Annotated in this window: 23 protein-coding genes; 16 read left to right on the plus strand and 7 right to left on the minus strand. The window is 37.3% G+C overall.

From position 1 onward, the window contains the following. Nucleotides 1–312 carry a TraR/DksA family transcriptional regulator gene (locus AC27HL_RS00250; protein WP_487078070.1) on the minus strand — a complete coding sequence of 104 codons (312 nt, stop codon included), beginning with the start codon at nucleotides 310–312 and terminating at the stop codon, nucleotides 1–3. Between the two features lie 229 nt (nucleotides 313–541). On the opposite strand from AC27HL_RS00250, the gene AC27HL_RS00255 reads away from it, so the two are divergent. The 5 genes from AC27HL_RS00255 (at nucleotide 542) to AC27HL_RS00275 (ending at nucleotide 4,123) form a co-directional block, all read left to right on the plus strand. Continuing rightward, a complete protein-coding gene (locus AC27HL_RS00255; RefSeq protein ID WP_487079855.1) occupies nucleotides 542–1,081 on the plus strand; it encodes a cytochrome b in 540 nt (179 codons plus the stop codon). A 39-nt stretch (nucleotides 1,082–1,120) separates the two neighbouring features. Further along, entirely contained in the window at nucleotides 1,121–1,681 is a 561-nt protein-coding gene (locus tag AC27HL_RS00260; protein WP_487078071.1) for a YceI family protein, read from the plus strand. 174 nt (nucleotides 1,682–1,855) lie between these two features. Beyond that, nucleotides 1,856–2,404 (plus strand): RNA polymerase sigma factor, encoded by a 549-nt coding sequence (locus AC27HL_RS00265; RefSeq protein ID WP_487078073.1) that lies wholly within the window; start codon nucleotides 1,856–1,858, stop codon nucleotides 2,402–2,404. After that, nucleotides 2,401–3,246, plus strand: coding sequence for a hypothetical protein (locus AC27HL_RS00270; RefSeq protein WP_487078075.1), 846 nt, complete (start codon nucleotides 2,401–2,403; stop codon nucleotides 3,244–3,246). The genes AC27HL_RS00265 and AC27HL_RS00270 overlap by 4 nt, the downstream gene beginning before the upstream one ends. A gap of 22 nt (nucleotides 3,247–3,268) precedes the next feature. After that, entirely contained in the window at nucleotides 3,269–4,123 is an 855-nt protein-coding gene (locus tag AC27HL_RS00275) for a DUF4097 family beta strand repeat-containing protein (RefSeq protein WP_487078077.1), read from the plus strand. Nucleotides 4,124–4,200: 77 nt separating this feature from the next. On the opposite strand, the gene AC27HL_RS00280 is transcribed toward AC27HL_RS00275, so the two are convergent. Next, nucleotides 4,201–6,495 (minus strand): S9 family peptidase, encoded by a 2,295-nt coding sequence (locus tag AC27HL_RS00280; protein WP_487078079.1) that lies wholly within the window; start codon nucleotides 6,493–6,495, stop codon nucleotides 4,201–4,203. A gap of 267 nt (nucleotides 6,496–6,762) precedes the next feature. Between AC27HL_RS00280 and AC27HL_RS00285 the strand changes: the two genes are divergently transcribed. Both AC27HL_RS00285 and AC27HL_RS00290 read left to right on the plus strand, forming a co-directional pair. Beyond that, complete coding sequence (locus AC27HL_RS00285; RefSeq protein ID WP_487078081.1) at nucleotides 6,763–7,260, plus strand: AMP-binding enzyme; 498 nt, start codon at nucleotides 6,763–6,765, stop codon at nucleotides 7,258–7,260. A 129-nt stretch (nucleotides 7,261–7,389) separates the two neighbouring features. Beyond that, complete coding sequence (locus AC27HL_RS00290; protein ID WP_487078083.1) at nucleotides 7,390–8,424, plus strand: DcaP family trimeric outer membrane transporter; 1,035 nt, start codon at nucleotides 7,390–7,392, stop codon at nucleotides 8,422–8,424. 154 nt (nucleotides 8,425–8,578) lie between these two features. Here AC27HL_RS00290 and AC27HL_RS00295 read toward each other — a convergent pair whose 3' ends face one another. Next, nucleotides 8,579–9,193, minus strand: a complete 615-nt coding sequence (locus AC27HL_RS00295; protein ID WP_487078085.1) for a LysE family translocator — start codon at nucleotides 9,191–9,193, stop codon at nucleotides 8,579–8,581. A 179-nt stretch (nucleotides 9,194–9,372) separates the two neighbouring features. Beyond that, on the minus strand, nucleotides 9,373–11,706 hold the full coding sequence (locus AC27HL_RS00300; RefSeq protein ID WP_487078087.1) for a Tex family protein: 2,334 nt from the start codon (nucleotides 11,704–11,706) through the stop codon (nucleotides 9,373–9,375). 252 nt (nucleotides 11,707–11,958) lie between these two features. On the opposite strand from AC27HL_RS00300, the gene glmU reads away from it, so the two are divergent. The 5 genes from glmU to AC27HL_RS00325 all read left to right on the plus strand — a co-directional run bounded on the left by glmU (nucleotide 11,959) and on the right by AC27HL_RS00325 (nucleotide 18,428). Further along, complete coding sequence (gene glmU / locus AC27HL_RS00305) at nucleotides 11,959–13,320, plus strand: bifunctional UDP-N-acetylglucosamine diphosphorylase/glucosamine-1-phosphate N-acetyltransferase GlmU (protein ID WP_487078088.1); 1,362 nt, start codon at nucleotides 11,959–11,961, stop codon at nucleotides 13,318–13,320. A gap of 227 nt (nucleotides 13,321–13,547) precedes the next feature. Then, nucleotides 13,548–14,309 carry a DeoR/GlpR family DNA-binding transcription regulator gene (locus AC27HL_RS00310; RefSeq protein ID WP_487078090.1) on the plus strand — a complete coding sequence of 254 codons (762 nt, stop codon included), beginning with the start codon at nucleotides 13,548–13,550 and terminating at the stop codon, nucleotides 14,307–14,309. Nucleotides 14,310–14,323: 14 nt separating this feature from the next. Beyond that, entirely contained in the window at nucleotides 14,324–16,156 is a 1,833-nt protein-coding gene (gene glmS, locus AC27HL_RS00315; protein WP_487078092.1) for a glutamine--fructose-6-phosphate transaminase (isomerizing), read from the plus strand. A gap of 319 nt (nucleotides 16,157–16,475) precedes the next feature. Further along, nucleotides 16,476–16,940 (plus strand): chemotaxis protein CheX, encoded by a 465-nt coding sequence (locus AC27HL_RS00320; protein ID WP_487078094.1) that lies wholly within the window; start codon nucleotides 16,476–16,478, stop codon nucleotides 16,938–16,940. A 255-nt stretch (nucleotides 16,941–17,195) separates the two neighbouring features. Further along, nucleotides 17,196–18,428, plus strand: a complete 1,233-nt coding sequence (locus AC27HL_RS00325; protein WP_487078096.1) for a hypothetical protein — start codon at nucleotides 17,196–17,198, stop codon at nucleotides 18,426–18,428. Between the two features lie 66 nt (nucleotides 18,429–18,494). On the opposite strand, the gene AC27HL_RS00330 is transcribed toward AC27HL_RS00325, so the two are convergent. Beyond that, complete coding sequence (locus tag AC27HL_RS00330; protein WP_487078098.1) at nucleotides 18,495–19,322, minus strand: hypothetical protein; 828 nt, start codon at nucleotides 19,320–19,322, stop codon at nucleotides 18,495–18,497. 531 nt (nucleotides 19,323–19,853) lie between these two features. Between AC27HL_RS00330 and AC27HL_RS00335 the strand changes: the two genes are divergently transcribed. From AC27HL_RS00335 to AC27HL_RS00350, 4 genes are all read left to right on the plus strand, one after another. Beyond that, the gene (locus tag AC27HL_RS00335; RefSeq protein ID WP_487078100.1) at nucleotides 19,854–20,531 is read left to right on the plus strand and encodes a response regulator transcription factor; all 678 of its coding nucleotides are present in this window, start codon (nucleotides 19,854–19,856) and stop codon (nucleotides 20,529–20,531) included. Beyond that, nucleotides 20,524–21,900 carry a sensor histidine kinase gene (locus AC27HL_RS00340; RefSeq protein WP_487078102.1) on the plus strand — a complete coding sequence of 459 codons (1,377 nt, stop codon included), beginning with the start codon at nucleotides 20,524–20,526 and terminating at the stop codon, nucleotides 21,898–21,900. The genes AC27HL_RS00335 and AC27HL_RS00340 overlap by 8 nt, the downstream gene beginning before the upstream one ends. Before the next feature lie 96 nt (nucleotides 21,901–21,996). Beyond that, complete coding sequence (locus AC27HL_RS00345) at nucleotides 21,997–22,599, plus strand: hypothetical protein (RefSeq protein WP_487078103.1); 603 nt, start codon at nucleotides 21,997–21,999, stop codon at nucleotides 22,597–22,599. A 32-nt stretch (nucleotides 22,600–22,631) separates the two neighbouring features. Then, on the plus strand, nucleotides 22,632–23,024 hold the full coding sequence (locus tag AC27HL_RS00350) for a hypothetical protein (RefSeq protein ID WP_487078105.1): 393 nt from the start codon (nucleotides 22,632–22,634) through the stop codon (nucleotides 23,022–23,024). 145 nt (nucleotides 23,025–23,169) lie between these two features. Here the strand turns inward: AC27HL_RS00350 and AC27HL_RS00355 are convergent, their stop codons facing one another. Next, nucleotides 23,170–23,988 (minus strand): hypothetical protein, encoded by an 819-nt coding sequence (locus tag AC27HL_RS00355; protein WP_487078107.1) that lies wholly within the window; start codon nucleotides 23,986–23,988, stop codon nucleotides 23,170–23,172. Beyond that, a complete protein-coding gene (locus AC27HL_RS00360; protein WP_487078108.1) occupies nucleotides 23,981–24,700 on the minus strand; it encodes a 4'-phosphopantetheinyl transferase family protein in 720 nt (239 codons plus the stop codon). The genes AC27HL_RS00355 and AC27HL_RS00360 overlap by 8 nt, the downstream gene beginning before the upstream one ends. Between the last annotated feature and the right edge of the window lie 100 nt (nucleotides 24,701–24,800).

The raw sequence follows: 24,800 nt of genomic DNA on the forward strand, positions 1-24,800 counted from the left end.
CTATTTAGCACAATTAATACAGGTATCGATATAAGGTAGTATGCGTAAACGCTCGGGGTTTATTGCTTTAGTACATTGGCTACATATGCCATATTCATTACTTTCAAAACGAGCAATGGCTTGGTTAACTAGATTCAATTCAATTTTAGCTTCATGATGAATTTCATTGAGTACTTCGTTGTTTTCATTCTCACTTGTTTGTTCTGAAAAATCTTGTGAACGTCCTTTTTTAAAATCAGCTTCTATTGCATTAATACGCTGATTCAATTCTACTTTTTTTTCTAATAAATCGTTTAAGATAGCTTTGTTCATAATGCAGTCTCCTATGGCTTAGTTTCATTTTATGCCTCTGGTGTCCCGTTGTTTTGATCTAGCGCAAGAACCATGTCGAGTTTTTATATTGTTTTATTGGCAAGCATTAGCAATGTAATTGCGACAAACTGCACTATTTTACGTTTAATTGACTAGGCATACTGTGGGGGAATAGGTACACTAAATTTTCGAGAAGTTATTGAGAAAAGAAATGATTCGCAATAAGTTGCTGTGGAAGAATAATCAACAAGAATACGGCTTAGTTAGTAAGCTCATACATTGGTTATCAGCTATTATTATTTTTGCTTTATTTGCTTTAGGTTACTGGATGGTTGACTTAGATTATTACAGTCAGTGGTATCAGCAAGCACCTCATTGGCATGAAAGTATTGGTATACTATTGCTTATTTTGACGGTATTTCGCTTTGTTTGGCGCTTTATTGCAGGTAAACCAACTTCGCTTGATAGTCATACCAGGTTGGAAAAAAAATTAGCTAAAGCAACAATATTTATTTTATATCTATCACTTTTTATTGTTTTGATGTCAGGTTACCTAATAACTAGTGCCGATGGCAATTCAATAAATATTTTTAGTTGGTTTAGTTTACCTGCATGGCAATTGCCAGTTGAAAATCAAGAAGATACTGCGGGTAATATTCATTATTATCTAGCTTATGCATTGATTTTGTTGGCATTACTACACGCACTTGCTGCGTTGAAACACCATTTTATTGATAAAGATACGACACTTACACGTATGACTAAATAACTTAGCTATTATAATTGTTAATAAATTAAAGGATCGAAAATGAAAAAATTACTTATCGCAAGTGCTTTATTTACTTCAAGTGTATTCATGCCAGTAATTGCTGCAGATTATGTTATTGATACCAAAGGAGCGCATGCTTCTATCAATTTTAAAACAAGTCATATGGGCTTTAGCGTTTTGACTGGACGTTTTAATAAGTTTTCCGGTGATTTTTCATACGATAAAGATAATGTTAGCGCATCAAAAATTACTGTCACTATCGATACATCGAGTTTTGACTCGAATCATGCTAAGCGTGATAAGCATGTTCGTTCAGATGATTTTTTAGATGTTAGTAAATATGCACAAGCTACCTTTGTTAGTACAAATGTTGAAGATAAAGGCAATGGTAAATTAGCCATTACAGGTAATTTTACCATGCACGGTGTGACTAAACCGTTAGTCATTGACGCGATTAAAGTTGGTGAAGGTAAAGACCCATGGGGTGGTTACCGTGTCGGCTTTAATGGCACTGCCACAATATCAATGGGTGATTTTGATTTTAAGAAAGACTTCGGTAAGGTTGATCTTGAACTCTATATTGAAGGCATTCGTAAGTAGTACAAATAACTGATGAATATTAAGGGCTTTAAGCCCTTTTTTTATGTCTTAAATATTATTTAGAAAAGATTTATAAACCTTTTTAAAAAAATACAGTATTAATAACTATAGCCACAAATAAATGGCATAAGTTGAAACAAGCGAGTCTTTTTACTATGGGAATATATATCAATAATGGTAAATGAAAAGGACATCATGCAGCAGGTACAAGCGGGACAGCTAGACAAGCTCGCAATCTTGTATGAAAACAATAAAGTTAAGCTTTTTAATTATTTTAGAAATAAAGGTAATAGTCGCGCTCAAAGTGAAGATTTAGTGCAAGAAACTTTTATGAAAATATTGGCTTATCGCAGTAGCTTTAACGGTTCTAGCACTTTTAGTAGCTGGATGTATGGCATTGCTAGAAATACCGCAGCGGATATGTATCGTAAACAAAAAGGTCATGTGCAGCATGAAGATATTGAAGAGCATGAAATGGCATCAGAGCATTGTGAAACGGAGTTCGCGGTAACAAGCCAGCAGCAGGATATTTTTGATGAATCAATGGCAAGTATTTCTGCAGAGCATCGAGAAATTATTATATTGAGCCGATTTCAGCAGCTTAATTATCATGAAATATCTTCGTTACTCGATTGTAATTTAAATACCTTAAAGTCAAAAATGCGTAACGCAATTAGTAAGCTACATGAGCAATATCAAAGGCTATCTGGAGAGGTGCAATGATGAATCATCAAAAAGTTATCGATTGGAAGTTAGCAACCATTCATAAAGATGTTGCCATAAAAACTTCGCCAAGCAAAGAAATGCAGCAGTATATCTCCTCACATTCAGAATTAGAGAAAGAATTAGCATTTATTGATGCTTTTTGGCATCAAAACGAGCAAGAGCAACCGTCCAGCGAGCTTGATAAGCGTTTTTACAAAATGCTCTCACAAGCACAAGCCGCACAGCAATCTACAGAGTCCAGCTACCTAGTTAAAAAGCCCAAGAAAATTAGTGTTTTAGCTCAGTTTGTTAACTGGCTAAGTGCCGGTGTCGTAAAGCCACTTGCGCAATTTGCAACCTTAGCATTGGTATTTGTTTTAGGATTTAACGCTAACAATGGCAGCGAGTCTACAGATAGCTTAACGGCAAATGTAGGGCTAGAAAGCTTGCAGCAGGAAGTTTCCTCTCTCAGTACTATGCTAGCCCTATCTATGCTTGAGAAATCTTCAGCAGCAGAGCGTTTAACAGGCGTCGCCTATAGCCAAGAAACTGATTTAACAAACCCTGTGTTGATGAGCACATTAATGTCGACATTAGAGAATGATCGTTCCACCGCTGTAAAGCTCGCCATCATTAATGCTTTTAATACTTTGCCTGAAATTAAAGCGCAAGAGGCTAGCTTAATAGCGCTGGCGCTCAGTGAAAGAAATACTTTGGTAAAAATTGAGTTATGTAGCTTGTTGCTCAATATTGGCACCCAGCAAGCGAGAGTTAAGTTATTAGCACAATTAGAAGAAAGTGAATTAACCCCAGATATGGCTGAATTCTTAAAGAAAATTAACGCTATTTCACATATTTAATAAATTTATTGGAGTCATTATCATGAATAAAATTACCCTATTATTTGCTAGCATCATGCTACCAGCGTTAATACAAAGCGCATATGCTTTAGAGAGAACGTATAGTCTACCTTTATCAAAACCGGGAGAGCCTGCCACCTTAAATGCTGAAATTCACACTGGGGCAATATTTATAGAAGGATATGATGGCTCAGAAGTAAAAGTTTCGGCCAAAATTGAAGAGTTTACCGACACTGACGCACATAAGCCGCATCGTCAACATGACAATTATCGACGAGTCAATAAGAGTAAGCCTCGTTCTGCTGAAGGGTTAAAGTCAGTTAAAAATAATATGATGCAATTATCGATTGAAGAAGAAGATAATGAAATCGATATTTCTAGTGAGTACAGTACTCAGAAAGTGGTACTACATATTCAAGTGCCAAAAACTACCCGCTTAGACATTGAATTATATCAAGGTGGAGATTTAGAAATTAACAATATTGCCGGCGCTATTGAAGCGTCAGCATTTAAAGGCAATATTATTGCTAATGGCGTTTCAGGCCCAATGGTGGCGGAAACCCACAGTACCGATATTGTTGTTTCTTTTGATAAATTAGCACAGGAAAACCCAACATCGTTAACCACACATAGTGGAAATATTGATATTAGTGTTAGTAAAAATACCTCAGCAAGAATTAACGTACAAAATTATAAAGGTGAAATACTGTCAGGCTTAGCTACAGACTTTGTTGTTTCAGAAGATGCGACTCGAGTAAATAAAGATGGTAAGCAAAAAATTGTCATCGGCGGCATGATGAGCGCAGAAGTGAATGGCGGTGGCCAAGATATAACATTAGCTACCTATAACGGCAATGTTTACGTGCGTCGTAAATAGTTACTTTGGTAAAAATTGATAAAGAAAATGCCAACATCATATTGATATTGGCATTTTTTACATGCTGAACTTATAAATTATTTACTAAACACAAACTCTTTTGGCGGTGTAACAGCCATTAAATGCTGAACAAAGTAATCCCAACGTTTGCGCATCATGTAAGCTTCACGCGCGAAACCATGACCTCGATTAGGTAGCATTAGCATGTCAAAGTCTTTATTAGCCTCAATTAACGCCTCTACTACAACTAACGTGTTGTATGGTGGTACATTAGTGTCAGTTGTCCCGTGCGCTATTAATAATTTACCTTTTAAGTTATCGACAATTAGCTGATTCGCTTGGCTATCATAATTTGTACTGTCATCTTCATTTTTTACTAATACGCCGTGGTACTTTTCACCCCACTCATCAGCATAGTTTCTGTTGTCGTGATTACCGGCTTGAGAAACGGCTACAGAATAAAAGTCTGGGTAAGTTAACAAAGCTCGCGTTGAAGCAAAGCCACCACCTGAATGTCCCCAGATACCGACTTTTGAACTGTCGATCCAACTATGTTGTTTAGCTAATTGTTTAATTGCTGCAACTTGATCTGGAATACCGCTATCGCCCATGTTTTGATAGTAAAACTCATGGAAGCTTTTTGAACGGCCCGGCGTGCCTAGCGCATCAATTTCAATAACAATAAAGCCAAGTTCTGCAATGGCTTGGTTGTCGCCACGAGCCGTTCTAAAATGACGGCCACGAATACTACCCACTTGTGGTCCTGGATATAAGTAATTAACTACAGGGTATGACTTGCGGGCGTCAAAATCGCTAGGTTTATACATTAAGCCATGAATGTCATGTTTACCGTTACGATCTTTCACTATAAAAGGTGTCGGCGCCTGCCAGCCACTTTCTATAAGCTTTGAAATGTCCATTTGCTCAACAACAAAGCCCGATTTACTTTTGGTGCTGCGAATAAAGCTTACTTCTGCTTGATTCGGTGTTGAAACTCTATCTAAAAAGTATGCTGCATCATGACTTAGCGTAATGCGATGATGTTTTTTCTCTGGAGTTAATAAGGTCAGGTTTGAGCCGTCTTTATTGATGCTATAAAGGTAATGAAAATATGGATCTCCGCCCTCTTTGCCGGCGCCAGTAAAAATAAGTTTTCCTGTATTTTGATCAACATTTAGTAATTCAAGTACGGTCCAATCACCTTGGGTAATTTGGTTTTTAATTTCACCTGTTGCTGCATCAACTAGGTATAAATGTCCCCAATCAGAGCGTTGTGAAAACCAAATAATTTCATTGCTTTTATCAAGGTACTTCCAGCTAATGCCACTAACACCTGACTCAAAAAAACTCTCTTCAACCTCTCTTAAAATGGTGCGCACTTTGCCAGTAACAGCATCAGCCATTTTTAGCGTTGCGGTTTTATGATCACGACTTGATGATACAAAAGCAAAATGGCTGCTATCGGTTGACCAGTCTACATCAAGTAAGCTGCCATCACGGCCTGCTACATGATCGGTAATGGTTGAACGGTGATCGTCTGCTGGCATAGCCAATGGAATTACTTTTGCTTGTTCAATATCAATAACAACACGGTGAATCTTGAAGATGTGTTCATCGCCAGGTAATGGATATTTCCAAACATCAATTTCAGGGTGACCAACCGCTGTAGATACTATGCCCATTTCGCCTACGTTGCGGCCGTCATGCTTAAATGTAGTAAGCTTTTTAGAGTCTGGAGACCATTTTACAACGGGCTTTTTGCTACGAATCCAACCTGCGTTATTTGTTGCATAGCCAAAATTTTCAATGCCGTCAGTGGTTAGCTGTTTTTCGCTATTATCGTTAAGGTTGCGTAGCCATAAATTATGTTCACGAATAAAAACAGCCTGCTTACCATTAGGTGCAACATGCTCGATTTTCTTGGCATTATTTTTGGCTAACTTACATAAATAATGCTCGGTATTACATTGGTACGTTTTACCTTTAACTTGTACTGAAATACTGGTTTTATTTACTATTTCAAAGCTTTTAAAAGGTAGGCTTGCTTCGTTAATTTCTTGCTCTGTAATACGAGCAAGTGCTGTGGCAAGTTTTTGATGATCGAACGCCAATTTCTTTTGCTTAGTATTAGCATTTACAATAAAAAATTGCTCTCCTTGGCCAGTGCGACTTCGGTATAGCAGTTGTTCATTTTTGTCCCAATGTGGATATTCGACAGTACCTGTGAGCAATTTATCGGTAAATTTACTTAACTGATGCTCAGCTTTTTTATATTTATCAACACTTAATGTTTGCGCGTTAGCGTCAACAACGATATTAGCTAAACCAACTAATAATATGGTTGAAAAAAGAAATTTCGTTTTAGCAATCATGCATAACCTTTTATTTTTCCGTTATAAAAATTGAGTTTCCAACATTCTACCACTTCTTTAAAGCATGCTGCTTTAAATATCGACCAGTTGAATAACCGCTACGATAATTGACGCGAAAAAAGGCTTAATTTGCTGATTTTTATCTTTTATAGACTAAAGTCTAGCGCTTTTTTTCATCAATGTAGACTTAGGTCTAATTTCTAAATGGCGGTTGACTCTCTAGTGTTAACTACAGAGTGAATATAATTCGAACAACTATGTTGAGATATGAAAATAATGACTAATTTACCTGAACATCAAAGACAGCAAGCACAACTATCTTGGTTGCAATCTTGTAATGGTGAATGGTTTTATTTTCTTGATGACAATAGTGAAAAAAACACCAGGCAAAATCGCCAAGACAATGACCATATATGGCTTGTTTGTCAAGAAAGCTCTGCCCATAAAGTGACAGGCTATCGCATTAAAAATCACATTATAGAAAAGTTTATTGAACAACTTGCGGCAGTGAACCGTGTTGCTGTAATTGGTGTGCCACATGAACACAAAGGCAATGCCATTTATGTTTATGTTGAAGCTAAGTGTTCAGCTATCGACTTAAATACACTATCACAAGCTATTAGTGCCAAGCTTGCTGGCTCTTTCGGTGAATTTTCACGACCAGAACAAGTACATTTTGTTGATGAACTTCCGATATTTAAAGATAAACCATCATGCCGTCAACAGCTTAAAATGAAAACAATGAATTTAGGCTTTGCCGCTTAAGTAGAAAACACCCGACTCTCAAACAAATAATAAAAAATGAGAGCATTTTTAAAAATATTAAAACGATAAAAATACCGCCAGAGTATTGAAGTGGTTGCTCTAAGGTAAATAACACATGGGGAAAGTAAAATGTTGAATAAGAAAAAGCTTTTATTAGCATCAGGTCTTCTAGCTATGGCTGGCGGTGCAAATGCGGGTTATGAAATTAAACTATCTGATAAAGATACCATTACTTTTGGCGGTTACATTAAGCTTGATACACGTTATGTCGACGGTAATATCAATAGTATTACTAAAGATTATTGGGTAGGTGCTGGTAATGTTGGTGATATTTCACAATTTAGCTTTCGAGCCACAGAATCTCGCTTTAACACCAAATATGTTCATGGTGATGTTACTGGGTTTATTGAGATGGATTTTCATGGAGGCGGCGGGAATGAAATCGTCTCTAACTCGTCAAACCCAAGAATCCGTCACGCCTTTATTAAATACAAAAACATTCTTGTTGGCCAAACTTGGTCGACTTTTGTTAATACCAGTGCCTTAGCTGAAGCCGCTGATTTTGCAGGCCCATTAAACGCCGCAGCTTTTATTCGACAAGGGCAAATTCGCTATACTCAAGGTGGTTTTCAGGTCGCTATCGAAAACCCTGAGTCAGACAAAGGTGATCCGAGCCAAGACTCAGTACCTGATGTGATTGCTAAATATACCTTTAAAGGTGATTGGGGTAATGTTTCTGTTGCAGGTTTAGCACGCCAGTTGAATACCGTTGGAGGGAACTCTGAATCTGCATTTGGTTACGGTGTTGCCGGTAGAATTAAAACTTTCGGTAAAGATGATTTTCGCTTTCAATATCATGGCGGTGAAACTGGTCGTTACGTAGGTGTGGTTGCAGCACGTGATTTAGTTGGTGAAGAAGTTGAGGAAACCACTTCTTATATGGTTGCTTATCGTCATTTCTGGACGGATGATATTCGTAGCACAGCATTTTACGGCAAAACAACTACTGATGTAGCAGATGCTGACAGAAGGCATTGGGGCGTTAATATTTTTAAAAACTATACTAAAGAACTTTCATTTGGTTTTGAAATAGGTAACTTTGAATCTGTTGATCAAAATGCAGATTCTGATTATGTACAGATTTCTGCTAAATATGTGCTATAGCCAAAATATATCTACCAACTCAATTAACAGCTGTAAGTGTTAAAACTTTGCGTTAGTTAACCTCCCAACCGAGGTTGTTTTGGGGAAGCTTTTGCTTCCCCTTTTTTATATTCAGACCTCTACCAGACATCCCGTCTATTGTTAATTGCCGTAGTTAACTTGTTATTAATGCCGCAGCAAACCCAACAAAAATTCCACCGGTTGTTTTACCCACCCAACGTTGGCTAATAGAAGATAAAAAGTATTGGCGAAAACGAAATGCAACGACTACATAAACCGAAGTAAAAATAAATGCGTTACATAAACTGGTACCTGCTAATAAGAGAAATTGCGGCAAAATAGCTTGCTCTGGTTGAATAAACTGTGGAAATAAAGAGGTAAAAAATATCAATGCTTTGGGGTTACTTAAGCCGAGTATCAGGCTTTGTTTATATAGCGCTCTTTTTTGTGGTATTTGCGTATTTTTCTCGGCAAATGCCCAACAGCCTTTACTACGCCAAATAGCGATACCAATATAGACCAAATAGCCAGCACCCGCGTATTTAATCATGGTAAATGCAAGATCAGATGCCATTAGAATTAGCCCTAAGCCAGAAGCCGATATTAAGGCTAAAATCATAACAGCACTAACATGCCCTAATACGCCGGCAAGAGCGCGTTTTCGACCAAAGTTAATACCATTACTCGCCGCCAATATAACCGATGGGCCAATACTAATTGAAGCAAGAAGTGAAATACTAAAGTAAAGAGAGTAACTGCTAAGTTCCATGAAATTCCGAAGAAGTTATGCTGAGGTGTTTTAAAGGCGGCTATGGTAGCGAGCAAAATTAAAAGTGCAAGCTTTAGACTCCTTGTCGAAGCTCTTTTTTGATAAGTATCACTGTTTACCATTAAAAAAGCCGCTAAAAAGCGGCTCTCCATTTATTTGTAAAAAAGTTCATTGAAAGGCTACTTTTTCAACTTGGCAAACGCATCGGCAAAAGCATTGCCCATTGCAGCGTTATTTGTCGCTTTTGGCTTTTGCGTACGTGTTTGATTTTTATGTTGATGTTTCGCTTTATTGTTACTTTTTACATTTGCAGTTTTGTCAGATGACTGATTTTTTGCGGTAGGCAATGTTTCATCTAAACGCATGGTTAGGCTAATGCGTTTGCGCTCAGGGTCAACTTCAGTCACCTTAACTTTTACTACTTCACCTGCTTTTACTATTTCATGTGGATTGCTAACAAATTTGTTAGTTAAAGATGAAATATGCACTAGACCGTCTTGATGAACACCAACATCAACAAATGCACCAAAATTTGCGACATTTGAAATTACACCTTCTAAGAGCATACCTACTTTTAAGTCAGCTATTGTGTTTACACCGTCTTTAAAGGTAGCCGTTTTAAATTCAGGCCTTGGATCACGACCGGGCTTCTCCAATTCATTAATAATGTCAGTAATTGTAACTATACCGAATGTTTCGTTAATTAATGCTGCTGGGTTAATTTTTTCTAGCAGTGACTTATTGCCGATAAGTTCAGCAATGGAGCTATCTGTTTGTGTTAAAATTTGCTCAACAATTGTATAAGTTTCAGGGTGAACACCTGAACAATCTAGTGGGCTTTCCCCACCTGTTATACGTAAAAATCCAGCAGCTTGTTCAAAAGCCTTTGGTCCTAAGCGGGCAACTTTTTTCAATTCATTACGATTATTGAAACGGCCATGTTCATCACGAAAGCTCACAATGTTATTTGCCATGGTTTTATTTAAGCCAGAGACTCTTGACAGTAACGGCGCCGAGGCGCTGTTTAAATCAACGCCAACCGCATTTACACAATCCTCAATAACGTTATCTAAGGTTTGACTAAGTTGGCTCTGACTAACATCATGCTGGTATTGGCCAACACCAATGGCTTTTGGGTCTATTTTTACTAATTCAGCTAATGGATCTTGTAAACGACGAGCAATTGAAACTGCACCTCGTATGGAAACATCAAGCTCAGGAAATTCCTTCGCTGCTAATTCTGACGCCGAGTAGACTGAAGCCCCTGCCTCACTGACCATGATTTTTGTCGGTTTGTTTTTTTCGATTGTCGAGATCACTTCAGCAACTAATTTGTCGCTTTCACGTGAACCTGTACCATTACCTATGGCGATAAGCTCTACTTTATGTTGCTGGCACAAGTTAACTAAGGTGCGAACTGATTTATCCCAATGGCTTTGTGGAGCGTGTGGAAATATGGTGGCAGTTTGTAATAATTTACCTGTGGCATCAACAATGGCGAGCTTACAGCCAGTTCGCATACCGGGATCTAAGCCTAAGGTGGTTTTTGGCCCCGCTGGCGCAGCCATTAATAAGTCATTTAAATTACGGGAAAAAACTTTAATTGCTTCTATTTCAGCCTGCTCACGCAGGGTTCCTAATAGTTCTGTTTCTAAACTTTGGCTCAGTTTTACTTTCCATGTTGCGTTAACCACTTTAGTTAAAAACGACGCTGCTGCTTGTCCCGTTAAACGTAAATTAAAGTGCTCTGTTATTAGTTGTTGCGCACTAGAAAAAGCACTGTCTTGCCCTGGGTCAACATCAATAGAGAGTGATAATAAGCCCTCATTTCGGCCGCGCAACATAGCTAGCATTCGGTGTGATGGCACGCTTTTTAGTAATTCTGAATGCTCGAAATAATCACGATATTTTGCAGCCTCATTTGACTTGCCTTTGACAAGTTTGCTGCATAGGTGGGCTTGCTTTAATAAATGACGGCGTAATTTTTGAATTAAATTAGCATCTTCAGCAAAACGTTCAACAAGAATAAAATGTGCGCCGTCTAAAACTGATTTCTCATCATTAAAACCGTGCTCTTTGTTGATAAATGCAGTGGCTTCGTGCTCGGGATTGGTTTGCCAATTATTGTAAATTTTATCAGCTAACGGTTTTAACCCAGCAGCGATTGCTATTTGGCCTTTAGTTTTGCGCTTAGGCTTAAAAGGTAAATATAAGTCTTCAAGACGGGTTTTACTGTCAGCCTCGTTTAGTTCTTTTGTTAATGACGGTGTTAATTTCCCTTGCTGTTCAATGTTGGCAATAATAACGTTTCGGCGAGCAGCAAGATCGCGTAAATAAGTTAACCGTTGAGCTAGGTGGCGTAAATGATTATCGTCAAGCCCTTGTGTTGCTTCTTTACGATAGCGTGCAATAAATGGCACCGTTGCCCCATCGTCTAATAGTTCTATAGCAATATTTACTTGCTTTACTTTTACATTAAGTTCATCGGCTATTTGCTCAGCGATTGGCGTCATTTAACTGGGGTCCTAGTTATTTACTGTTTGAGGAGTATGCGGTATCTATATTGGCGGTATTATATACGCAAATATTTTTTCTTTTAACAAAAAGCGTATAACGAAGAGGTGAAAATTTACTTTGTAGTCAACAGTTATGGCATTTGACTGATCTTCTATGAAAATGTTGATAGAATTTTCAACGTTTGGCATTTAGAATAATGCAACAATGTTTTAACATCACCTAACTTAATAAAAATAACCGGAAAAATTATGTCTCTCTCTGTTGTTATCCTCGCTGCGGGTAAAGGTACTCGTATGCGTTCGGCACTACCGAAAGTTCTTCACCCAGTCGCTGAAAAACCTATGGTTGCACATGTTATTGATGCAGCACGTCAAGTAGCAGCTGAGAATACTTATGTCGTTTATGGTTTTGGTGGTGATATTTTAAAAAGTAAAATAACCGGAGAAGACTTAACTTTTGTTGAGCAAAAAGAACAGTTAGGTACTGGCCATGCGGTTGATATGGCATCACCATTTATAACTGATGATGAAGATGTGTTGGTACTTTATGGTGATGTACCACTAACGAAAGTAAGTACATTACAACGTTTAATTGCAGCAAAGCCTGAACAAGGTATGGCGTTATTAACAGTACATTTAGCTAATCCTACCGGCTATGGTCGTATTATGCGTAATGAATCAGGCTCTGTAGTGGGTATTGTTGAACAAAAAGATGCAACAGCCGAGCAGTTACTGGTTAATGAAGCAAATACTGGTATTTTATTGGCTAATGGTGGTGATTTAAAACGTTGGTTATCAAATTTATCAAGTGATAATGCGCAAGGTGAATATTATTTAACCGATATTATTGCCGCTTGTCATCAGGAAGGAAAAAGCATTGCTACCGCACACCCAGACAGTGAAATAGAAGTAGAAGGCGCCAATAACCGCGTACAACTTGCAGGCTTAGAACGAGCTTATCAGTTAAGAAAAGCCGAAGAAATGATGATTGCTGGCGCAAGTTTACGTGACCCTAACCGTATTGATATTCGTGGAAATGTTAATGTTGGTCAGGAAGTGGTGATCGATGTTAACTGTATTTTTGAGGGTAATGTAGAAATAGCGGACAATGTTATTATCGGTGCAAACAGCATCTTGAAGAATTGTAAAATTGGCCAAGGCGCAGAAATTAAGCCTAATACTATCATTGAAGATGCCATTATTGGTGAGTTAGCCTCGGTTGGTCCTTTTGCTCGTATTCGTCCAGGCTCTGAATTAAAGCGCGATGCGCATGTCGGCAATTTTGTTGAAATGAAAAAATCTACTTTAGGTGAAGGCGCAAAGGCTGGCCATTTAACCTATTTAGGTGATGCAGAAGTTGGCGCTAAAGCCAATATTGGCGCTGGCACCATAACCTGTAATTATGATGGTGTTAATAAATCAAAAACTATTATCGGAGCCGGTGCTTTTATTGGCTCAAATGCTTCTTTAGTCGCTCCGGTAAACATTGGCGATATGGCAACAACAGCTGCGGGTTCTGTTATTGTTAAAAATGTCGATGATAATGAATTAAGTGTTGCACGTGGTAAACAACGAAATATTGCTGGTTGGAAACGCCCGACAAAAAAGTAAGGTTATAATACTTATTTTAATAAATGCACGCGTTTAATAACGGGTGCATTTTTATTTCAGCGGCGCTACGTTTTATAAAACCGTTATCTTTTTAGGTAAATAACCTTTAAAACAGGTAATAAATTATCATTAAAGCGGCTTATTTAGATTAAATATTGTTTTTATTTTCAGCTTTTGTTCTAATAGCTAAGTTTTAAACCGAAACTTTTAAGAGTCAAACGAAAGAAATGTCAAAACGAAATACGCAACAACGTCGTCACACCATTATTGCAGAATTAAGTAGTTTAGGTGAAGTAAGTGTTGATAGCCTTGCAAAAAAGTTTGATACCTCGGAAGTTACTATTCGTAAGGACTTAGCGGTATTAGAAAATAGTGGTTTGTTATTACGCCGATATGGCGGCGCAGTACCATTACCAAATGAAATAATTGAACCAAAAACTGAAAAAGTTTCGAAACGAAAGGTTTTGATAGCGCAAACGGCGGCGTCCTTAATTCGAGATCACAACCGTATTATTTTGGATAGTGGTAGTACAACATCAGCGCTAGTACGAGAATTAAGTGCCAAGCAGGGGTTAGTTGTAATGACTAACTCTTTGGCAATAGCATCAGATTTACATGCACTTGAGAATGAACCAACATTATTGATGACCGGTGGTACTTGGGACCCTCATTCTGAGTCTTTCCAAGGGCAAGTGGCTGAAAACGTTTTGCGTTCTTATGACTTTGACCAACTTTTTATTGGTGCCGATGGCATTGATATGGAACGAGGTACAACAACGTTTAACGAACTGTTGGGATTAAGCCGTGTTATGGCGGAGGTTTCACGCGAAGTTATCGTGATGTTGGACTCTGAAAAATTAAATCGAAAAATACCCAATTTAGAGTTACCGTGGAATAAAATTCATACGTTAATAACAGATGCAGATATGCCTGAAAACGTACAAAGTGAAATAATTAAACAAGGTGTTAACCTTGTTATAGCAAGTTAAAAAGGACAGGAATTATGTGTGGAATTGTTGGTGCTGTAGCACAACGTGATGTTGCCGATATTTTAGTAGAAGGCCTTAAGCGATTAGAGTATCGCGGCTACGACTCAGCTGGTGTTGCCATTATAGATAATGATAACCAATTAAAGCGCGCACGTCGTTTAGGCAAAGTGCAAGAATTAGCTGATGCTTTACAAGCTAAGCCATTAACTGGCGGCACAGGTATTGCTCATACTCGTTGGGCAACGCATGGCGCTCCAAGTGAAATTAACGCTCATCCACATGTATCGTCAGAAACAATTGCTGTAGTTCACAATGGTATTATTGAAAATCATGAAGAATTACGCACTCGTTTACAAGGTTTAGGTTATGAGTTTGTTTCGGAAACTGATACAGAAGTTATTGCTCATTTAGTTCACCATGAATTGAAAACTGCCGACAGCTTATTAGCCGCCGTACAAACAACAGTAAAACAACTTGAAGGTGCCTACGGTACGGTAGTAGTTGATACTCGCGATAAAGACCGTGTGGTTGTTGCTCGTTCAGGTAGCCCTTTAGTTGTTGGTTACGGTGTTGGTGAAAACTTTATTGCCTCAGATATGTTGGCCTTATTGCCTGTTACACGTAAGTTCTCATTTTTAGAAGAAGGTGATGTTGCCGAAGTAACTCGCTTTGAAGTGAATATTTTTGATATTGATGGCAATGCTGTAGAGCGTGAAGCAAAAGAGTCGGAAGTGAGCCATGACACTGGCGATAAAGGTGAATATCGCCACTATATGCTTAAAGAAACCTATGAACAGCCAACCGCCATACGTAATACTTTAGAAGGTCGCTTATTAGGTAATGTATTAGATACGCAAACCTTTGGTGACGGCGCTGATGATATCTTCAAAGAGATTGAACACGTACAAATTATTGCTTGTGGTACGAGTTATCATTCAGGCATGGTGGCGCGTTATTGGTTAGAAGCGCTAGCCGGCGTTTCATGTAATATTGAAATTGCCAGTGAGTTTAGATATCGCCAATCACATGTACCTAAAAATGCATTGTTAGTGACTATTTCTCAATCAGGCGAAACCGCTGATACCTTAGCGGCATTGCGTTTAGCAAAAGAATTAGGCTACAGAGCAAGCTTAACTATTTGTAATGTTGCGGGTTCTTCGTTAGTTCGAGAATCAGACCTTGCCTTTATGACTAAAGCTGGTGCAGAAATTGGTGTAGCATCTACAAAAGCCTTTACGACTCAGTTAGTAGGTTTGCTGATGATGACCTTGGCCATAGGTCAACATCACGGCATGTCAGAAGAAAAACAAGCTGAAATCGCACAGTCGTTAATGACCTTACCGAATAAATTAGAAGAAGTGTTAGCATTGGCAAGTTCGATTGAAGACTTAGCCGAAGACTTTGCAGACAAGCATCATGCTTTATTTTTAGGTCGCGGCGATCAATACCCTATTGCTATGGAAGGTGCGTTAAAGCTAAAAGAAATTTCTTACATTCATGCTGAAGCGTACGCCGCAGGCGAACTTAAACATGGTCCACTTGCCTTAATTGACGCGGAAATGCCGGTTATTGTTGTAGCACCACAAAATGACTTAATTGAAAAATTAAAATCAAATGTTGAAGAAGTACGCGCACGTGGCGGTTTAATGTATGTATTTGCTGATTCTAGTGCAAACTTTAGTAGTGATGAAACGATGAAGGTTATCGACGTTCCTGTGTGTGATGATTTAATTGCACCGATTGTTTATACCTTGCCATTACAGTTATTGTCATACTATGTTGCTATTATTAAGGGCACAGACGTTGACCAACCACGTAACTTAGCTAAATCAGTTACGGTTGAGTAGCTGTTTAATAAAGTAATTTTTTATCTAGTAAAGTAGTAAATTACTTTACTACATCATTAATTTTAAAAGCGATCATTGCTCTAATGGTCGTTTTTTTGTCTTTACTCTTCAACAAATTATGTTATTCGCATAATTGGACCGTTTAGCCATATTTTTCAGCTTATCGCTCACTTAGCATTACATCATAGTCAGTAATACGGGTATGCATGCTAAAGAAGTAAGATTTTATGCGATTACTGACTTCAATTGTATCGCGTTAGGCCGTAATGGCGGTTTGATATTGAGTTTCAAGTTAAAACCAAAAGGATTCGAAAATGTCATGAATGTAGAGTTTATTAACCCATTTTTGTCGTCAATGCTCAATGTAATGACAACTATGGCAAAGTTGGAACTTACGCCTGAAAAACCACGTTTGAAAAAAAATATGATAGCACAGGGTGATGTTTCAGGCTTAATTGGTATGGTTAGTAAGCAAACTAAAGGCTCCTTATCTATTACTTTCGAAGGTACACTTGCCTTGGCTACGATGAGGGGCATGGTTGGTGAAGGTCCGAATGAAATTAATGAAGAGATTACAGACTTAGTAGGTGAAATAACCAATATGGTTACTGGTGGAGCAAAACGTATGCTAAGTCAAAAGGGCTTTGAGTTTGATATGGCAACACCTATGGTTGTATCAGGTAAAAATCATACCATTAACCATAAAGCCGACGGTCCGCTTGTTATTATTCCTTTAGTATCTGAGCATGGTAAAGCATTTATTGAATTTAGTTTTGATAAGTAAGTGAAGTAACATTAGGAATAGGTATCCGTTAACTTATTGAGAATAATGAAACGTAAGCGATTGTAAGCCATCATTGTCTTTTCTAAATTCTAGAGAATATCTAGTTGAGTTAGTGACTTGTAAAAGATGCGGTAATCTTATCAATATTAAGTTATAGCAAATTTTTCATTTGCTTACGTTTGTTTACTTACCAGAGGAATTAACCTTTATAAACTGCCAATAGTTAATAAAAACTAAAGGTTGTTTATGATGAAAATGAGAAATTTAATTACTTGTACCATTTTAGCAAGCACACTTGTAGCATGTGGTGGTAGCGGTTCTAAAAAAGCGACATCTACACCGGTTCCTGCTCCTGTGCCGACCCCCACTCCAACACCGACGCCAGCACCAAATGATTTGGGTATATCTGCAGTGCCTGAAGCACTTAAAGGGACTTACACTGCGGCGTTGAAATTTGATCGTTATACCAAGGTAGAAACACCCAATGGTGGTGCTATTCATATTGTCGCGCAAGATGGCATTTTAGAAAACCAAATAGTACGTTCCCGTAATATATTACAGCATTTTTTAAGGGACAACCCAGGCTCAGAGTATGGTTCAGATAAAAGCGCTATCGCTAATAAAATGGCAGAAAACAATGCCACTTTATTGTTACTAAATGGTGTTGACGACGGCACCAATGCCGCCGCTGAGCTTGATGGGCAGCCGCTTTATTATGGTGAAATGCAAGTTGAAGGGCACCGTTGGTATGTTAATCAGAATTATGAGCATCGAGATGCCTCATATGAAGAAATTCTACATTTGGTGCATGACTATGGTATTGGTGTTGACCAAAACCCTACTTTTGTTGGTGCAGGTGCAGATTTTCAAAATGAAATAAGAGCAGCGCAGGTTAATGCTTCTGCGGCGAATTTATGGGGTATAGGTGCTGCAGATTGGATTGCAGAATTGACGGCAGAAAATAGTTTAAGCCAAGAATACCTAGCGGCAGTTATTGATGTTTATTATGGCTTATGGGGAGCCGATATTGAAAGCAGCACGCATGGTATGAATGGCTTGTATGTTGCGAAAGTGCGTAGTGATATTACGCAGGAAGATTCACAAGGTGCGACACTGCTAGATAATAAATTTTTTCATTCTTATTTGACTTACAACGCCCGTATAGATGAAAGTTTTACTGGAGATTTTAGTTTGGCTTTTAATCCAGTAATAAAATATAGCCACCACTCGCAATATTTAAAAGATATCACCTTAACCGGAACAAATGATAGCAATGTCATTGTTAATCAATTAGATAACAATATTACAGGTAATGCTGGGGTAAATACTGTAACCTTTTCAGGCAGTTCTGCTGAATATAGTACAACTAAAGAGAATGATGTGGTGACAGTAAAAGATATGCAAGATAATCGGGACGGCACTAATATTTTAACAGCTGTTGAGAAAATAAAGTTCACGGATACAACCCTTGAGGTTAGTAGTTTGTAGTCAAAAAGTAAGGATGTTTGTTTTATAAAGCAAACATCCTGTTGTTAAAAATCAAAAGCTACAAAGTTATGGTACGTAGGAATCTGTACCACTGTATGAAACTTGATAACCAATATCGTCCAGCACTGCCAATGTTACCGCACCAAAAATAGTACCGTTGGCCATAAATTCCTTTGTTAGTGGCGGGATTTCATTGCCGTTATCAAGTACTCGTTTGTTATCTTCTTGCAAAACATAATCGTATAAATGACCATCGTCATCACTCATAGGAACAAAGTCGAAAGATGTACCGTATATTTCATTATATTTTTTCACAGCAATGCTATTCTCAATTCTAAATACGTTGCCCTTATATGTTGAATCTTGCTTGGTATAAGCTTCAGTGTATGAACCGATACCAATAATGTGCCCCATTTCGTGCAATATATTGGCATAAAACTCAACTGGGTCGAATCCTTGCGCGTACGTATGATTACCAATGGTTAGCTCGCCACTAGTCGGTATTAAAAAGTCACCTATTTGTTCTTCAGAATCGGGACCAGCTTGACCATTGCCCCCAGCAAGATATTTAACAAAAATTTTCATTTTAATAGTATGTAAGGTTTTACCATCTACTGCTGTTAATGCCGATAGCCATTTGTTTGCCGCATCAATATAAGGTTGCTGTAGTTCACTACTCCAACTTAACTCTTTATTATTTTGTAAAGATAGCGTATTCATGAAAACGAGTTCAAAAGCTATATTGCCGTTAGTTACTGTTTTGATAATATTTTCTGGTGTAGTTGGTGTAGTTGGTGTAGTTGGTGTAGTACTCGAGTTGCCACCACAGCCATAAAGACAGGTGATGATACCTAGGGTAGCTAATTTTATTTTTTTTAATTTGCAGATATTCACTTAATTACCTTTTTGTAGATAGTAGAGCTAATGGTTAAACCATTCTATGGTGGATAACCGAGTTTTTAAGTAAGGCTATGTAAGCAATGTCAGTGATATGTCTAAACTGAAATTCTTAGGTGAAGGTGTAAGGTAAATAAGCGCTTGTACAGAGGTTTATTTACTGAGAATTTTTGAAGTGAATAAATTACGACGCTTGTACTTTATGCTGCTTATAATCTCTTACGTTAGCCCCAAATTATTGCTTTATAACTACTTCTCTTCATATAAAAGGGCAAATAAGATGGAAAATAAATACGATCAAAACAACTTAATAAGTTGAATGCTAGTCTGCTAAACACACTTGCTTTGCCACAACTTAAACAGCTATCAAGCGGTAATATAGCAAAGCTAAACCAAACTCAGCAGGAAAAATTACTTTGATAAAACGCTGTGTTATACGCCTTGTAAGCGTATGTAAGGGTGGCTTATATTTATAAACTTTTCACAGTAAACTCTGATCTGAAGTCAAAATGAGATGGTTGCCATAAAATGAAAATACTAATTGTTGAAGATGATGCTGAAATATCGCGATTAACAGCTATGTATTTAGAGGCTGAAGGGTTTGAAAGTAAAATTATCAATGACGGTAGTGAGGCTTTAGCAGCGATAAAAGATTACCAGCCTGATTTAATGGTTTTAGATTTAATGCTACCAGGGTTAAGTGGTTTAGATATTTGCAAGCAAGCACGCTTATTTTATTCTGGCCCGATTATAGTACTAACTGCCTGTGATGATGATGTAAGCGAAGTGAGTATGTTAAAGTTTGGTGCCGATGATTTCTTAAATAAACCATTAAAACCACATATATTAGTGGCTAGAATTGAAGCTTTAATAAGGCGCTCGTGTATTTCAAAAGCAGAACCAGTAAGTTCCTCGCAGGCTAAATTGCATATTAATACGGTTAATAGAGATGTTTTCTTCAATGGTGAAGTATTAACTTTGACTGATTCGGAGTATGAAATGCTGCAGCTGTTGCACAACAATGTAGGCAACATTGTTTCTCGGGATGATTGTTGTCGAATACTTAGAGGCATTGATTATGACTTTAACGATCGCTCGATAGATATGCGAATATCAGCACTTAGAAAAAAGCTTAACGATGACAAAATGCCGTATAAAGTTATCACCACTATAAGAAATAAAGGCTATATGTTGCTCAATGGTTAAATTTTCTCATAAAATTTCCCTGTCTTTTTTTACTCGTCTGTATATCAGTATATTTTTGGCGATAATTCTCAGCTTTCTTTTAACACAGTATGTTGTTGAAGATATGATGGAACAAGATGCTATTCATGACTTTGTTAGGGATACTGGGCATATATACGCTGAAGTAAATCGGCAGATATTAGAAGACAAGGTTAAATACCCACAAAAACACGTATTTAACCTCCCTTTTATGGAAAACTTTAAGGTTCGTTGGCTACCGCTTGATAACGATGAAAGTGTTTGTCAACAATGCGACTATTTAGGCACAGTTAGTGGTGTTGCAGTATTCGCGTTAGAAAATGACGGACAGTTACTAGCAGTGCATCCTCTTGCTGAATTTAGCATGCAACTGATCATTGAAGATGAGGTGCATGCTGACAGTGCTGCGACTGATTATGATAATGATGAAGAAATTGAAAACTTAATAGGTTTAAATGTTGAAGAAGCCGTATTTATTCTGTTTGTTATTATTCTGCTACTCATTATTTCTCTTACTATTTATTGGCCAGTTCGGCAGCTACAAAAACAAATCAACGGATTAGTCTCTTCAACCCAATCTTTTGGTGCCGGCAAACTAGATGTCAGAGCCGATGAATTACTTGAAAAACCGTTGAATATTTTAGCGCATAGCTTTAATACGATGGCGACTTCAATTGCCGATACAGTTAAAGAAAATCAAATTTTCGCACAAGCGGTACCACATGAAATGCGGACGCCGTTGAGCCGAATTCAATTAGCTGCAGGTTTATTACGAAAAGACAGTACCAATGAAAAAGAGCTAACATTACTCGATAATATTGATACTTATATAGACGATATTGATGAGCTCATTAGTCAAGTTGTCGCGTTTTCAAAACTTAATGCTATATCTGAACAAGATGAGAGTGATTATTATCAAAGCATAGAGTTGAATGCTTTTGTATCATCCAGAATTGCCGCTCTTGCCCCCAAAAAAGAACTAGATATTGTGCTTGATATTGAACCGAGTGCAGAAATTACTACCAACCCTGTCTACTTGCGTTTACTACTTGATAATTTAATAAAAAATGCCGTTAGTCATTCTAAACAACTAATCAGAATATCGGTGACAGAAAACCACAACAACACTGTCCTAACGGTTGAAGACGATGGCCCTGGTATTGCCAAAGAATTTCACGATACTATTTTTTTTCCATTTGCACGTATAGATAAAAGCCGTAGCCGAAAAACAGGTGGTTTGGGGCTAGGATTAGCAATAGCAAAATCTGCAACTAAACGCATGTTTGGCGAACTATCGGTAGATAAATCTGCTTTGGGCGGAGCTGTTTTTGTAGTGGAATTTCTATACTGATGTTTTTCCATAAAATATTCTGGGTTGTTTGTAATTATTAATAATATAATGTGGTATATTTTGCGGCGGAAAAATAATAAATTGTTAGGGAAAATTATGATTAAAAATTTTTTAGTTAGTGCATTGTTTTTATTGCTATTGAGTGGTTGTCAATCAACGCTAATGGAGCCTGTAACCGAGCAAGCACAAACCAATGCACAAGCAGGAAGCGCACAAGTTATATTTATGCGTTCAGCTTTTGTTGGTCAAGCTATTCAAGCATCAGTTTATGATGTTACTTCTGGTACTCCTAAGTTTATTGGCATAGTTTCAAATGACACTAAAGTAAGTTATATGGCATCACCTGGTGAACATATGTTTATGGTAGTTGGAGAAAGTGCCGATTTTTTAAAGGCTACTGTGGCGGAAGGTAAAACCTATTATTCTGTAGTAACGCCGCGTATGGGATTTTGGAAAGCACGTTTTTCTATGCACCCTGTACGTAATGATGATACTGGAAAATTTAAGTATGGTTCAAAAGACTTTAACGAAATGCTAGCAGATAGCAAGTTTGTTAAAAGTGGTCAAAAAGCTGAGCAGTGGGCATTAAAAAATGCTAATAGTATCAGCTCTAAAATGAACGAATACCTTCCTGAATGGAAACAAAAAAGCATAGAAAAACAACAAGCTGCAACTATTGAAGTTATCGATCATATGTAAAACGACGATGCTAACATAAAAAGGAACAAAAAATGAAAAAAGTCTATCTTTTAGCTCTTAGTTTGGTATTTGTAGTACTTGCTGGGTGTAAATCAACAATTCCGGTACCGCAATATGTTGATCAACCTGTTGCTCAATATGGTGATACAAAAAGTACAGTTAAAGATGTTGAGCGCTCAATTGTTAGAGCTGCAGCGTCTTTGGGTTGGAAAACTAAGGTGAAGTCTGAAGGGGAGATCCTTGCGACACTTGATATTCGTAAGCATCAATTAGTTATTTTAATTAAGCACGATGATAAGAACTTAACAGTCGAGTATCAAAGCTCATTAAACTTAAAATATGATGGTGAAAAAATTCATCGTCAATATGCAAATTGGGTAACCAATTTATTAAGAGCAATTGATGTTCAAAATGTTACTAAGTAGAACTTTCTAACCGTTTACGTTAAAGCCATAAATAAATATTTATGGCTTTTTTATGTTCAGGAAGAATGATATATGGCCATAACACGTATGAACATAAGCGATGTACACGAAGAACCGTTATATGGCTATCAAAGAGCGACTATGTTTACCATTTTGTGAGCTTTTTATTGTTTAAATTATGGCTAGTTTTTATAGCTTCACCTGTAAAAATAGGTACTTGATTATTCTTGTAAGCATCGATGTAAAAATATGTTGGCCATGCGTGTGGTGCATAAGAAAACTTGTTGTTTACTCGAATGTCTGTGACATCAAAAGTATAGGCATGTTTTAAGTTTTGATTACTGCCAGGTACAGTATCTTTGGTATCAATATAACTATCGCTGAAATCTGCACAACTACCAAAATTATTTACGCCGTATTGCCAAAATATACCTGAATAAATTGAGACAGGATCAAGGTATGTTGTTTGAATATTTATCGATGGCTTTAGCTGTTTTAATTTTTCACATAAACCATAAATAACGAACGACCCACAGCTATGTCCAATAAGATGCACCGTTTTAAGGTTTGGTAATAAGACTATTTTTTCAGCAAGCTTTTCACCAATATTGTTACCGGTAACTGAACATACTAAGGCATTATCTGAATAGGGTTGCCAAGATAAACTTAGCTGAGCTTTTTGGAACTCTGCAAGCTGCTCATTATTGCTATCTTTAATCGTGTTCTGTAGTTCGTTACTCCAACTTTTTGGAGTATCTTTTACCCCATGAGCTGACAATGACAGATATTCTGTATTTGAATTTAAATTGATTCTGGTTATGTCGCTATAGTCTCTTGGCCAATGGGCGTAAAGTTGAAAGCCAACAGAAAATAAGATAAATGGAATGCCAGGAATGATGACAGCAAACCACCAAAATAGTTTGAGCCAAATATTAGATTGATAAATCTTCAAAAGCTTATTCATGGTTTAATTTTAGTTCTTTATCCGTGTGGATTAAATAGACACAATGAGGCTCAATTTTCTCGGTTTGCACAATAGATAACGCGAACTCTTGATATACAAAACTAATATGATGGTAACAAGATAATTGCTGTCTAGTTTCGTGCTGAAGGACCTCTAAAATTGTTTTTTTTGTGATTTTTGCTATTGCTTCTTTAAGTGTCCAGTATTGATAAAACTGCCTTTTTTCACCGTCAAGTAATGTATTTATTTCGCTAGTGTGGGCATAAGCTTTAATGAGCGCTTGGGTAATTCGGTGTTGATTTTGAAACTCAATATCGACTCCAATTTCAACATTTGCCTTAGTGATAGCAAAAAAAATAATACCTTTTGAATGGGCAAGAGAAATATTGAGAGCTACAGGCTTGTTATTGCACATTGCTTGTAATTGCACAGAACGTTCGTTGAAATTAAGTTTAAGAGTGTCATAAGGAACACTCAAGTATTGTGCAATATATGATTTTATAAGAAAGCGACTAGCCAGGTATTCTTTTTTTGCTGTAGCTTTTTTTCTTCTAGTAATAACTTTTTTTTCATCAATATGAAGTAGTTTATCTGTTAAAATGGCAAGATTAGCGTTGCATATGATGTTAGCGTCAAATACCGCATAAATAGGTAGATTTAAGTTTTTTATTTGCTTGATATTTGCTATAGGATTTAAAAACTTACTATACAATCGAAATATTTCCATAAAATAAAATATGTGAAGATTAACGTGCAACCTTCGCTATATTTTTATTAAAACAACTGTTTTAATTGCTTTGTTAGCCCCTATT

The sequence above is a fragment of the Colwellia aquaemaris genome, from assembly GCF_057548755.1.

Coding starts and splice junctions, on each gene's coding strand:
- AC27HL_RS00250 (WP_487078070.1), bottom strand. CDS start 312: ATGAACAAAGCTATCTTAAACGATTTATTAGAAAAAAAAGTAGAATTG.
- AC27HL_RS00260 (WP_487078071.1), top strand. CDS start 1,121: ATGAAAAAATTACTTATCGCAAGTGCTTTATTTACTTCAAGTGTATTC.
- AC27HL_RS00265 (WP_487078073.1), top strand. CDS start 1,856: ATGGTAAATGAAAAGGACATCATGCAGCAGGTACAAGCGGGACAGCTA.
- AC27HL_RS00270 (WP_487078075.1), top strand. CDS start 2,401: ATGATGAATCATCAAAAAGTTATCGATTGGAAGTTAGCAACCATTCAT.
- AC27HL_RS00275 (WP_487078077.1), top strand. CDS start 3,269: ATGAATAAAATTACCCTATTATTTGCTAGCATCATGCTACCAGCGTTA.
- AC27HL_RS00280 (WP_487078079.1), bottom strand. CDS start 6,495: ATGATTGCTAAAACGAAATTTCTTTTTTCAACCATATTATTAGTTGGT.
- AC27HL_RS00285 (WP_487078081.1), top strand. CDS start 6,763: ATGAAAATAATGACTAATTTACCTGAACATCAAAGACAGCAAGCACAA.
- AC27HL_RS00290 (WP_487078083.1), top strand. CDS start 7,390: ATGTTGAATAAGAAAAAGCTTTTATTAGCATCAGGTCTTCTAGCTATG.
- AC27HL_RS00295 (WP_487078085.1), bottom strand. CDS start 9,193: ATGGAACTTAGCAGTTACTCTCTTTACTTTAGTATTTCACTTCTTGCT.
- AC27HL_RS00300 (WP_487078087.1), bottom strand. CDS start 11,706: ATGACGCCAATCGCTGAGCAAATAGCCGATGAACTTAATGTAAAAGTA.
- glmU (WP_487078088.1), top strand. CDS start 11,959: ATGTCTCTCTCTGTTGTTATCCTCGCTGCGGGTAAAGGTACTCGTATG.
- AC27HL_RS00310 (WP_487078090.1), top strand. CDS start 13,548: ATGTCAAAACGAAATACGCAACAACGTCGTCACACCATTATTGCAGAA.
- glmS (WP_487078092.1), top strand. CDS start 14,324: ATGTGTGGAATTGTTGGTGCTGTAGCACAACGTGATGTTGCCGATATT.
- AC27HL_RS00320 (WP_487078094.1), top strand. CDS start 16,476: ATGAATGTAGAGTTTATTAACCCATTTTTGTCGTCAATGCTCAATGTA.
- AC27HL_RS00325 (WP_487078096.1), top strand. CDS start 17,196: ATGAGAAATTTAATTACTTGTACCATTTTAGCAAGCACACTTGTAGCA.
- AC27HL_RS00335 (WP_487078100.1), top strand. CDS start 19,854: ATGAAAATACTAATTGTTGAAGATGATGCTGAAATATCGCGATTAACA.
- AC27HL_RS00340 (WP_487078102.1), top strand. CDS start 20,524: ATGGTTAAATTTTCTCATAAAATTTCCCTGTCTTTTTTTACTCGTCTG.
- AC27HL_RS00345 (WP_487078103.1), top strand. CDS start 21,997: ATGATTAAAAATTTTTTAGTTAGTGCATTGTTTTTATTGCTATTGAGT.
- AC27HL_RS00350 (WP_487078105.1), top strand. CDS start 22,632: ATGAAAAAAGTCTATCTTTTAGCTCTTAGTTTGGTATTTGTAGTACTT.
- AC27HL_RS00355 (WP_487078107.1), bottom strand. CDS start 23,988: ATGAATAAGCTTTTGAAGATTTATCAATCTAATATTTGGCTCAAACTA.